The organism is Candidatus Hydrogenedentota bacterium (assembly GCA_016791475.1).
Lineage (GTDB): Bacteria > Hydrogenedentota > Hydrogenedentia > Hydrogenedentales > JAEUWI01 > JAEUWI01.
Map to the genome: position 1 here is coordinate 24,413 of JAEUWI010000068.1, position 11,691 is coordinate 36,103.

An 11,691-nucleotide genomic window follows, 5' to 3' on the forward strand; every position below is an offset into this window, starting at 1 on the left:
ACGGAGCGTATTCATGCCCGACCACGCACCCCGCGCCATTATCACCGGCATCACCGGCCAGGACGGCTCCTACCTCGCCGAACTCCTTTTGGACAAAGGCTATGAGGTCTACGGCCTCGTGCGCCGCTCCAGCACGGAGAAATTTGAGCGCATCAATCACATCAAAGATCGCGTAAAGCTGATTCAGGCCGATCTGGCGGACCAGGTTTCGCTCATCGAGGCCGTGGGAAGCATTCGCCCCCGCGAGGTGTACAACCTGGCCGCACAGTCTTTCGTGCCCGTATCCTGGAACCAGCCCCTGCTCACCGGCGACATCACGGCCCTGGGCGTGACCCGAATCCTCGAAGCCGTGCGCTACGTGAACAAGGACATTCGCTTCTATCAGGCATCCTCCAGCGAGATGTTCGGCCATGTGCGCGAGACGCCCCAGACTGAATCGACGCCCTTCTACCCCCGCAGTCCCTATGGCGTGGCCAAGGTCTACGGTCACTGGATTACCGTGAACTATCGCGAAAGCTACGACATGTACGCCTGCTCCGGGATCCTCTTCAATCACGAGTCGCCCCGGCGCGGCCTCGAATTTGTCACGCGCAAGATTACCGACGGCGTTGCCCGCATCAAGTTGGGCCTGCAATCGGAATTGCGCCTCGGCAACCTGGACGCGAAGCGCGACTGGGGCTATGCCGGTGATTATGTCCGCGCCATGTGGCTCATGCTTCAGCAGGACACGCCCGACGACTACGTTATCGCCACGGAAGAGACCCACAGCGTGCGGGAATTCTGCGAGCTTGCCTTCGCCCGCGCGGGCCTGAATTACGACGCCTATGTCAAAGTCGACCCGAAATTTTACCGGCCTGCGGAAGTTCATGTGTTGCTCGGCGACTGCACCAAGGCGCGAAAACAACTAGGCTGGGTGCCGGAATGCAGCTTCGCGGAACTGGTTAATCGCATGGTCGACGCCGATCTGGCCCGCGTCCAGGCCGAAATCGACAACCGCATCGTCACGGTATGAGCAGGCGCGCACTGATCACCGGCGCGGGCGGCTTCGTGGGCACGCGCCTCGCGCGCCATCTGGAAACCCAGGGCTGGGAGGTGGTGCGCAGCGGTTTCCCCGCCGTCGACGGCATGCTGCCCTGTGATTTTCAGGACGAAATCGCGGTGCGTGCGCTGGTTGCCGATGCGGGCCCCTTGACCCACGTGTTCCACCTGGCCGCCATCGCCTTTGTCCCCGATGCCGAACGCGACCCCGTGCGCGCCATGGACGTGAACCTCAACGGAACCATCCGGCTGTGCAGCGCGCTTCGCGCACTGGCCGCGCCGCCACGCCTCGTTTTTATCAGCAGTGCCGAGATTTATGGGCCGCCCGTGGACCTGCCCGTCACCGAGGCCCATCCGATCAATCCAGCCAACACCTACGCCATCAGCAAGGCCGCCGCCGACTACTACTGCGCCAATCTTTCACGTGCGCGCGCATTGGATATCGTGCGCATGCGCCCCTTCAATCACGCGGGACCTGGCCAGGCCGACAGCTATGTCCTCTCCAGCTTCGCGCGGCAGATCGCCGAGATCGAAGCCGGCCTCCGCGAGCCGATCCTGTCCACCGGAAATTTAGAAGCGGCCCGGGATTTTCTTCACGTGGACGATGTGCTCCGTGCCTACGAAGCCGCCGCGCTCCGCGGCGCGCCGGGCGATGTATTCAATGTGTGCTCGAGCCGTCCGCAACCGATTCAATTCGCGCTGAACCAGCTCCTCGCCATGAGCGGCGCAACGATCGAAGTGCGTCAGGATCCCGCCCGCATGCGCCCCTCCGACGTGCCCGAAAGTTACGGCTCCGTCGCACAACTCACGGCGGCCACGGGCTGGCGTCCGGAAATCGCCTTCGAGAAGCTCCTGGCCGATCTGCTGGCCTACTGGCGCGCCGCCCTGGCCACGCGGCCTGTGAAATGAGCAGACCCGCATCGGGGCCGCATGTGGCCCGTTCTCGGCCCAATCGCGCGCTGCGCACGCTCACATGGGTCATCGCCCACCTGCCCGGTGGCGTGCATCCGACGCCCGCGCAGGACCCGCGCAGCATCCTCGTCTACCGCATGGGGAACCTCGGCGACATCGTAGTGGCCCTGCCCGCTTTCCATGCCCTCCGGGATCGCTATCCCAAGGCTCGCATGATGCTCGTCACCTCGCCCACGAAGCGCGGCGCACCCGGTGCGGTGGAGGTGCTCGCGAAGGACGACACCTTCAACGAGATGATCGTCTACTACGAAGACGAGTCCAGCAGCCCGGCATTCTTGAGGAAGCTCCGACGCCAGATCATCGCCGCGAAAGTCGATTTCGCCATTCTACTGCCCGACGACCTCTCCACCGCGAAAAGCCTCGCCAAGCAGATGGCCATCCTTGCGGCCTCCGGCGTACGGCGCATCATTGGCGCGGAAGTGGTAGACCACAAAGACTTTGCCAAAGGTCAGGTGCCGCGATTGATGGAACTGATTCGGCCGCTCGGTTGTAGCGAGGTGGAGTCTTTCCCGTGGATCAAGGCGGATCAGTCCGACGCGGCCCGGATTGCGGCACTTCTTCCGCCCGGCCAGGGTCCCCTCATCGGCATGCAGTGCGGCGCCAAGCGCCCCGCCAACCGCTGGATGCCCGAACGCTTCATCGCCCTGGGACAGGCCCTCGTGAGCGAGCTGGACGCCCGCCTCATCTTCACCGGCAGCGAAGGGGAAAAGCCTCTGATCGAAAGCATCATCCAGGGCATCGGCCCCGGCTGCACCAACCTCGTGGGCCAAACCACCATCCCCGAACTCGCCGCTCTCGCCAACCTGTGCGATTGCTTTGTTTCCAACGACACCGGGACCATGCACGTCGTCGCGAGCACCGGCAAACCCGTCGTCGCCATCTTCTCCGCCCGCGACCACGCCCACCGCTGGTATCCCTACGGCGAGCAGCACATCGTCCTGCGCCACAATCCCGAGTGCAGCCCCTGCCTCCAGGACACCTGCCCGCTCTACGACGCCCCCATCTGCCTCACCGCCCACGAGGTGGCTCATGTGCTGGCCGCGGTGCGGGAAGTGCTGGCGCGGTGAGGATATTGTATTACCACGAAACACACGAAGAGCACGAATAATAATGAGAGAGGGAATGGTTGTTTCCGTCGTACGCCAGACAAATCGCTTTGGACTGGCATTTTCAATTAACTTTGCGCCTTCGCGCCTTTGCGTGCAGTACATTTGTGACTCAAGCGTAGGGGGTGCGGAAGCCAGATGCAGCCGGTTTGCCTTTGGGAGAAATACTTTTCTCGCCATTTCAGCTATAATAATCCCAAAAGGAGAATAGCGATGAATGTCATACTTCCAGAAAGGCTTCAGGAGTTCGTCCGTTCCAGGGTGGAGTCCGGCGAGTTTCGATCAGTGGACGAGGTCCTTGAGCAGGGTGTGCTGTTGTTGCAGGAGAAGTATGAGAAGGACCGTGACGATTCGGCGCGGCTCGAAGAACTGAAGTCCATGGTTGCCGCTGGTATTGCCGATGCCGATCAGGGACGGTTGACAAGTTTCAATCTCGAAAAGATAAGGGAGCGTGGACAAGCGCGACTCGAAGCTGAAAGGGCAAAGGGGTAATACGTGGGGCACGTTCGATACACGTTTCTTGCAGAGACGGATCTCGAAGATATTTGGTTCTACATTGCCCGCGACGACCGTCGTGCGGCGGATCGTGCTGTCATTGCGATAGATGCCGAATGCGTGAGGTTTTCGGATGTCCCAGACGCGGGGAGAGCGCGTCAGGATATCGGGGAAGGAGTTCGACATGTGGCGTGGGGGCGATACGTGATCTATTACCGTCGAATTGAAGGTGGTATCCAAGTCTTGCGAATTCTTCACAGTGCACGCGATATAACAACCGACCTGTTTGAACTCGAATGAGTCGACTATTGCTTGGTCAAGCTCGCTCCATTTCACCCAGTATCCGCTGCTTTGCCAGTTCCCAATCTTCAAGCTCTGTCTCGCCAGTCTTCAACGCCGTATCGCGTTCGTGTAACACCTCTCCGTGCCACGCGGGCGATGGGACGCTCGATTCATTGCGGTAAAGATCTTCCCAAATAAGCTCCATAGTCTGGCGCTTGTCTTCCACAGACCTTTCGTCCAAGGGAATGGGAATCATGGTTCATCCTTTCGTTGGCGGATTGGCGTCGGTCATGCCGACATCAAAACTATACACCAATCCGACCCACTGCTCGGCAATTTCCGCCATCAAGCATCGCCCCACGCGCAACACGTGGCACCCGCCGCCGAATCCGTGTAGAATCGCCCCACAGTCCACCCATACACCCCAACCCCGGAACCCTATGTGCGGCATTTGCGGAAAACTTAACGTCGACCCGGCCCAACCCGTGGCGCCCGAACTCCTGCGTGACATGGGCAGCCTCATGGCCCATCGCGGGCCCGACGACAGCGGCCTCTACACCGAAGGCCCCATCGGCCTTGGCCATCGCCGTCTCAGCATCATCGACGTGGCGGGCGGTCACCAGCCGATTTCCAATGTCGACGGCTCGGTCTGGATCGTCTTCAACGGCGAGATCTATAACCACCTCGAACTGCGCATCGGCCTGGAGTCGCGGGGCTATGTCTACAAGACCCATAGCGACACCGAGACCATTCTCCACGCCTACGAGGCCTGGGGCACCGACTGCGTTGGGAAATTGCGCGGCATGTTTGCCTTCGCCATCTGGGACGCGCGTGATCACAGCCTCTTTCTCGCGCGTGATCACTTCGGCATCAAGCCGATCTACTACACCGAGACCGACGACGCGTTCCTCTTCGCGTCGGAGCTGAAGACCCTCTTTCTCGACGATGCCGTGGATGAATCCTTCGATCCCATTGCGTTATACGATTATTTCACCTTCAAGTTCATTCCGACACCGCGCACGCCCTTTCGGGCCATCAAGAAACTGCCCCAGGCCCACTGGATGCGCGTTCGCGATGGGAAGGTGGAAATGCAGCGCTACTGGACGCCCACTTTCGACGGAGTATCCAGAAAAAGCGAGCCCGAGCTGCTCGAAGAGCTCGAATCGCTGCTTCACGATTCCGTGCGCGAGCAGTGCATGAGCGAAGTGCCCCTCGGGGTATTCCTCAGTGGCGGTGTGGATTCGACCCTCCTCGCCCTGCTCCATGCGAAACTCACCGATCGCCCGATCTCCACCTTCGCCATGGGCTTTCAAGGCCAGCGCGGCTTCGACGAGACCAGCTACGCCGCCGCAGCGGCCGCCGCCTGCGGCGCGGATCACCACATCTTCCAGTGCGGACCCGATTCCACACAATCGCTACCGGAAATCCTCTGGCACCTCGAAGAGCCCCTGGCCGATGCCGCCCTATTGCCCCTTCATGCCCTGTGTCACGAAGCAGCGAAGCACGTGGCGGTCGTCCATTGTGGCGATGGCGCGGACGAGATCTTCGGCGGTTACACGCGATTCTACTGGGACAACATCGCGACCCAGTTCGGTCGCGTGCCCGGTCCGGTCCGCCGAGGTCTGCTCGCGCCGGGCTTTCGCGCCATGCAATCCCTGCCGGGGCGCTTCAAGGAACTGGGCCGTCGCGGCGAGAAATTCTGCACCTATGCGGGACTCCATCCCGCAGCGCGCTACATGAACTGGTTTACACACATCCACGACGATATCAAGCACCAGTTGTTGCATCCCGATCTGCTGAAGGAAGTGGGGGAGTACCGCTCCACCGCAGTCTTTGAGCAAATCTTTCACGACGCCCGCGCCATCGGCCTCGATGCCATGGGCCAGCGTCAATACTGTGAACTGTACAACTTCGTGCCCGACGATCTCATGCTGAAGTCCGACAAGATCGCCATGTCGGCCAGTCTCGAAGGGCGTTTTCCTTTCCTCGATCCGCGCCTGGTCGAGTTCGGTCTTTCTTTGCCGGTCCATCAGAAGATGGGTGCCCGTGATCTCAAAGTGTTGTTGAAGAAGCTCCTCGCGAAGCACATGCCACCCGACTTTGTGAATCGAAAGAAACAAGGCTTCGAAGTGCCCGTGGCCCACTGGTTTCGCGGTCAACTGAACACGGACCTTCGCGAAATGGTAGACAACCTTGATGATCACCTGCTGAACGGCGGCTACGTGAAATCCCTCGTGGAACGCCTCGATGCCGGCGACCCCACGGCCTCGCGTCCCTGTTTCAGTATCTACATCTTCGAGCAATGGCGGCGGATCTTCGAGAGTCCCCGTCGTAAGTGCCGCGAGCGCCTCGCAGTGATAAAGAGCAATGCGCAGGTAAGCCCCTGAACCAAAAACATCCGTCCTATCCGTCGAATCGGTCCTATACCCTGGAGCGTCTCGTGCCCTCCGAAGTCACCGCCACATCGCGCCTCACCGCAAGCCTGCTCCTCCTGGGCGTGGCCGTGGTTGCCTGCTGCCTGGCCATCGCCGGGCTCTCCAGTGGCTTCGCCTATGGCACCGACATGGCCGACCGACCCATATTGCCCTTCGTCGCGTTCCTCATGCTCGCCGCGTTGCCCTACTTCGCTTCGGTCTATCTCGCGCCGCGCGCAAGCCATTCGCGAAAACTCGCCTGGGGCATTTTTATCATCGGCGTCGCCATGCGCCTCGTCATGGCCATTGCCCAGCCCATTCTCGAAGATGATTTCTACCGCTATCTCTGGGATGGCGCCGTTACCGCGCATGGACACCATCCCTACACGATCCGTCCCGCCGATGCCCGCGCCGGCGGGGAAGGGGTATCGCCCGAGCTCCTCGCCCTCGCGCAGGAGAGCGGGGTCGTACTGCAACGCGTCAATCATCCGGAGCTCGGCACCATTTATCCCCCCGTGACCCAGGCCGTATTCGGCCTCGCCCACGTCCTCGCCCCCTGGAGCCGCGCGGGCCTCCTCACCCTCTACTACGCAGCCGATTGCGTCGCCTTCGCCCTCCTGCTGGCCCTCCTGCGCCGTCTCGGCAGGAATCCCGCCCTCGTGCTGGTCTATTGGTGGAATCCCCTCTGCGTGAAGGAAATCTATAATTCACTGCACATGGACATCCTCCTCGCGCCTTGTCTGCTGCTTTTCCTGTTGATGTTTTTACGCAGACGACCCGTCATCGCGTCATGCGCTCTGGCCGTGGCCACCGCTGTCAAACTGTGGCCGTTCCTCCTCCTCGCGCCCATGCTCGTGACGCTTCGCAAGTCGCCCCGTGCCCTCGTTATCAGTTTGTGCGCCTGCCTGCTGCTTTCCGCCTTGCTCCTCGCGCCCATGGCGGGCACCCGCATGCTGGGCAATGCCTCCGGCCTTGCGGCCTACAGCGCACGCTGGGAAATGAACGATGCCCTTTTCATGGTGTTCCCCTGGTCCATCAGGCACATTGCCACCATCGCGGGCCACACCCTCAGCGCCGGCGAGGCCCACCGCGCGGGAAAACTGATCGCCGGACTCGTTTTGCTCGCCGCCACTGTCCTGATTTGCCGCCGCGCCGTGAACCAGGACTCGAGCCACGCTGAGCCCGAACACCGGATGGCGGCCGCCGTACTCTGGATCACCGCCGCCCTTTTTCTACTCAGCCCCACCCAGTTCCCCTGGTATTTCATCTGGTTTGCCCCACTCCTCTCCCTGATTCCCAGTCGCGGCCTGATGCTCCTGACCCTCACCCTGCCGCTCTACTACCTCAAATTCTATCTCGACGCCCGCGGTCAGGTGCAGCTCTTCCACCACGGCGTCGTCTGGCTGGAATACGTTCCCGTGTGGCTTCTGCTTCTTTGGGACCGGGGGAAAGAAACTCCCAGGCATGTCGCCAATTGATGACAAGAATCCTTCCTTTGCGCCTCAGCGCCTTTGCGTGCCGATTTGGGAAGATCCGCACGCAAAGGCGCTGAGGCACAAAGGACTGTTCGGCCCCGGATGCGCGATTGTGGATAGTAGTACACCGGCCGTTCTTTTCTCTTCCTCTCTTTCTTCGTGCTCCTCGCGTGCTTCGTGGTGATCTCTCCTCCGCCGATTTCCCACCCGCGCCCCCCATCGTGCTATCGTGTAGCCCTCTGTGTCCTGCTCTAAAGAAAGTCCCCATGCGAAACGAACACACCATTGCCGTCATCATCCCGGTCCTCAACGAAGAAGCCGCAATCGGCAAGGTGATCGGCGACATCCCCGCCTGGGTGGACGACATCATCGTCGTCGACAACGGCTCCACAGACGACACGGCCCGCGTCGCGGCGGAGCACGGCGCACGGGTGATTGCGGAGCCGCAGCGGGGCTATGGCGCGGCCTGTCTGCGCGGCATCTCGGCCCTGAACGCAACGGATATCGTCGTCTTTCTCGACGGCGACTACAGCGATCACCCGGAAGAAATGCCCCTGTTGGTCGATCCCGTGATCCAGGGTGAAGTCGATTTCATGGTCGGCTCGCGCGCTCGTGGTGTCCGCGAGCCCGGTTCTCTCACGCCCCAGGCGGCCTTCGGTAACTGGCTCGCCACAAAGCTCATCCGCATTTTCTGGGGCATCCGATATTCCGATCTGGGGCCCTTTCGCGCCATCCGCTACCGCACCCTGCTCCAACTGGGTATGGCCGATCGGGACTACGGCTGGACCGTGGAAATGCAGATTAAGGCGGCCCTCCACGCGGTGCCCGCCGATGAAGTTCCCGTCTCCTATCGCAAACGCGAAGGCGTCTCGAAAGTTTCCGGCACCGTGCGCGGGGTCGTTGGCGCGGGCTATAAAATCCTCAGCACCATCTTCCTCAGCGCGCTTTTCTCCAAACACACCCTCAAGACCGGACTGCTGATCTATTTCACCCGATTCCCCGAGTCCGGCACCACGAAAACCCGCCTGATTCCCGCGCTGGGGCCCGAGGGCGCCGCTGAACTCCAGCGCCAACTGACGGAGCACACCCTCCGTCAGTCCATTCCCCCGCTGGATGAAGTGGAAACTCAGATTCGCTACACCGGCGCGGCTCGATCGGCGCTGCGCGAATGGCTCGGGCCCGACCATCTCTACGCCCCCCAGGGCGAGGGAAATCTCGGCGACCGGATGGCCCGTGCCGTGGAGGAGGGCTTCAATCAGGCCTATGGCAAAGTGGTCCTCTGCGGCACCGACTGTCCGGCCTTGAACAGCCGTCACACCCTCGAAGCCTTTCGCGCACTGGACACGGTAGACCTCGTCATCGGACCCGCCGTTGATGGCGGCTACTACCTCATCGGACTCGCCCTCAACGGCGGACCCGATGAGGTCCAGCGACTCTTCGAAGGCGTTGAATGGAGTACGTCGACCGTGCGCGAACAGACCTTGGCGAATGCGGAACGGATTGGCCTTTCCGTGGAATTGCTGGAGGAATTGTCCGATGTGGATGAGCCGGAAGACCTCGTTCATTGGAAAAACTCCCAACGCGACACGGGTCTCTCCGTCATCATCCCCACCTGGAACGAGGAGGAGCACATCGGCAAGCTGCTCGATGTCGTGGCGATCAGTCCCGAAGTCGAAGTTATCGTCGCCGATGGCGGCAGCAGCGACCGAACGGTTGAGATAGCCGCCGGGCGCGCCCGCGTTGTACACGCGGAGCGGGGGAGAGCCTCGCAGATGAACGCCGGCGCCGCGGTCGCCACCGGGCGCTATCTGCTCTTTCTACACGCAGACAGCCTTCCGCCCGACGACTTCTCCTCGTGTGTGCGTCGGACGCTGGCCTTCGAAAACGTGGCCCTCGGCGCTTTCGAACTGCGGATTGACGGGGCCGGAGGCGCGATGCGGTTCATAGAAAGCGCTGCCAACCTGCGGAGCCGGTGGCTCTCCACGCCCTACGGCGATCAGGGCCTTTTTCTGCGCCGAGATACCTGGGAAGCCGTCGGCGGCTACCCCGTCCTTCCCATGCTGGAAGACTATGCACTCGTTCGGGCCGCACGAAAGGTGGGGGCGGTTGTAACCCTGAGCGCCATCACCTCTACCTCCCCGCGCCGATGGGAGCGCGAGGGTCTCCTGCGTTTGACGGCGATGAATGTAGTCACGTTTTTTGCCTACCCCATGGGGGTATCGCCCGAAAGGATTGCGCGATGGTATGGGCGGGAGTAGTGGGTATTCCGATCCCGGAAGGGGCTCACCCGTCGCTGTGGCCCAGCGATTGCCCAGGCGCTATCTGATCGCGAAGCCGTTGTTTGAGGACCTTCAATTCCGGAAATCCGCCCTCCGCTATCCGCGACCACAGCAGTACGTCGTCGCAGCGAACCTCAAACACACCACCGCTACCCGGGATCAGGGCCACTTCGCCCAACTGTCCCTGAAATGTGGTCAAGAGCTCCTGAGCATACCATGTTGCGCGGAGCATCCAACGGCACTGGTTGCAATACTGGATAGAAATACGGGGTGTGCGTTCCATAATGAGGGCCTTTCCGTGCTGAGCGGCCATTATGGCGAAGGCTCTAGAAAAAGTAAACGCAAGATTGACTTCCCTCTCGTCCAAATGCAATACTACTGCTCCTTTGCGCGAAACGCGTTGGTTTGTCGGCATTCGTGACCGGAAAACTCCGAAAAATTGAGCGCGCCACCTGAGCATTTATTGTTTTGATGGCTTTTCTCACGTTGGACGCTGAATTGGGTGCAGGCTTCGGCCCTCCCGAAAAATTTGAAATTGAATTTCGAGTTTTGGTAGTATTTCGCATCTCGCAGCGGTGAGCAAGTCTTCGGGCAAGTGAACGCAGCGGCAAAGTTGAACGTTCCCTAAAGTGCGACTCTGGCTTGGCCAGGTGTTCGGTGCTTCCTTGTGAAGCGCGAAGTCGTTTCCGGTAAACCCCGCGATTTGACAATGCCTTTATGGATTTGCTAAGATTTCATAGTTCTCGGACGCGAGTCCGAATCAATGACCTGCTTGACGCGGGTCGCGCAGTAAGTTGAATCGAGTCGCCTCCGTGAATGCAGTGCCCTGGTGCTGCTGCGAATGAGAGGTTGGTGGTTGTCCCGATGGCAATTTGACACAGGTCATATTTGTTCGGTATACTACTTGTCCGCTGGTGCGAAAGTGCGGCGGCCCCATTCCCCAACCCGCCTTCGGGCTGGCTGTGTTTTGTGGAGTGCGACATTTGAATGGATAGCGTCTGTGCTTTTTGTGCGGCTTTAAAATAAGTTGAGCGCATGGTTGACACGGGCATTTGGAAATTGCTATCATACTCATCGCTTGACTGCGACGACGGTCAAGCGCATGAAACACGCAGCGGCGTCCCGCGCTCAGGTGTGGGTGCCGTAGGGTTTGCGTGTGTGCTTTTATGCTCTTTGAAAATTGAATACGATGCATATCGACAAAATAAACCATTGTCTTGTGCGCCATGCTGCGTTTTAACGTGGTATGGCACCCCAAATTATGATTCCTAAAGTAATGTCTTTCGGGACAATGAAAAGGGAGTCAAACAAACCATAAGATTCCGTGGGTTTGCCCGCGGTAAATTTTTATCGGAGAGTTTGATCCTGGCTCAGAACGAACGCTGGCGGCACGCCTCATACATGCAAGTCGAGCGCGAAATCGCCTTCGGGTGACGTAGAGCGGCGAACGGGTGAGTAACAGGTGGGTAATCTGCCCTTTGGCGGGGGACAACAGCTGGAAACGGCTGCTAATACCGCATGTGGTTGTGTGTTCATGACGCACAAAGAAAGGCGCTTCACGGCGCCACCAAAGGATGAGCCCGCCCCCCATTAGCTAGTTGGTGAGATAACAGCTCACCAAGGCATCGAT

The 11,691-nt window shown here is 60.3% G+C and carries 10 protein-coding genes and 1 rRNA gene; 9 read left to right on the forward strand and 2 right to left on the reverse strand.

What is annotated here, in order from left to right; all coding sequences use genetic code 11:
• Window positions 1-13 precede the first annotated feature (13 nt).
• From gmd to JNK74_24835, 5 genes are all read left to right on the forward strand, one after another.
• Complete coding sequence (gene gmd / locus JNK74_24815) at window positions 14-1,012, forward strand: GDP-mannose 4,6-dehydratase (protein ID MBL7649412.1); 999 nt, start codon at window positions 14-16, stop codon at window positions 1,010-1,012.
• Window positions 1,009-1,947 carry a GDP-mannose 4,6-dehydratase gene (locus tag JNK74_24820; GenBank protein MBL7649413.1) on the forward strand — a complete coding sequence of 313 codons (939 nt, stop codon included), beginning with the start codon at window positions 1,009-1,011 and terminating at the stop codon, window positions 1,945-1,947. The genes gmd and JNK74_24820 overlap by 4 nt, the downstream gene beginning before the upstream one ends.
• Window positions 1,944-3,077 carry a glycosyltransferase family 9 protein gene (locus JNK74_24825; protein MBL7649414.1) on the forward strand — a complete coding sequence of 378 codons (1,134 nt, stop codon included), beginning with the start codon at window positions 1,944-1,946 and terminating at the stop codon, window positions 3,075-3,077. Before JNK74_24820 ends, JNK74_24825 begins: the two co-directional genes overlap by 4 nt.
• Before the next feature lie 252 nt (window positions 3,078-3,329).
• A complete protein-coding gene (locus tag JNK74_24830; protein MBL7649415.1) occupies window positions 3,330-3,608 on the forward strand; it encodes a type II toxin-antitoxin system ParD family antitoxin in 279 nt (92 codons plus the stop codon).
• 3 nt (window positions 3,609-3,611) lie between these two features.
• Entirely contained in the window at window positions 3,612-3,911 is a 300-nt protein-coding gene (locus JNK74_24835; protein ID MBL7649416.1) for a type II toxin-antitoxin system RelE/ParE family toxin, read from the forward strand.
• Window positions 3,912-3,927: 16 nt separating this feature from the next.
• Here the strand turns inward: JNK74_24835 and JNK74_24840 are convergent, their stop codons facing one another.
• Complete coding sequence (locus tag JNK74_24840; protein MBL7649417.1) at window positions 3,928-4,149, reverse strand: addiction module protein; 222 nt, start codon at window positions 4,147-4,149, stop codon at window positions 3,928-3,930.
• Between JNK74_24840 and asnB the strand changes: the two genes are divergently transcribed.
• The 3 genes from asnB (at window position 4,148) to JNK74_24855 (ending at window position 10,040) form a co-directional block, all read left to right on the forward strand.
• Complete coding sequence (gene asnB, locus JNK74_24845) at window positions 4,148-6,280, forward strand: asparagine synthase (glutamine-hydrolyzing) (protein ID MBL7649418.1); 2,133 nt, start codon at window positions 4,148-4,150, stop codon at window positions 6,278-6,280. The genes JNK74_24840 and asnB overlap by 2 nt on opposite strands.
• Before the next feature lie 53 nt (window positions 6,281-6,333).
• Complete coding sequence (locus tag JNK74_24850; GenBank protein MBL7649419.1) at window positions 6,334-7,785, forward strand: DUF2029 domain-containing protein; 1,452 nt, start codon at window positions 6,334-6,336, stop codon at window positions 7,783-7,785.
• Between the two features lie 263 nt (window positions 7,786-8,048).
• Window positions 8,049-10,040: a TIGR04283 family arsenosugar biosynthesis glycosyltransferase gene (locus JNK74_24855; GenBank protein MBL7649420.1), complete on the forward strand. Its 1,992-nt coding sequence runs from the start codon at window positions 8,049-8,051 to the stop codon at window positions 10,038-10,040.
• A gap of 25 nt (window positions 10,041-10,065) precedes the next feature.
• On the opposite strand, the gene JNK74_24860 is transcribed toward JNK74_24855, so the two are convergent.
• On the reverse strand, window positions 10,066-10,347 hold the full coding sequence (locus JNK74_24860; protein MBL7649421.1) for a SelT/SelW/SelH family protein: 282 nt from the start codon (window positions 10,345-10,347) through the stop codon (window positions 10,066-10,068).
• Window positions 10,348-11,408: 1,061 nt separating this feature from the next.
• Here JNK74_24860 and JNK74_24865 point away from each other — a divergent pair.
• A 16S ribosomal RNA gene (locus JNK74_24865) occupies window positions 11,409-11,691 on the forward strand; the annotation flags it as partial.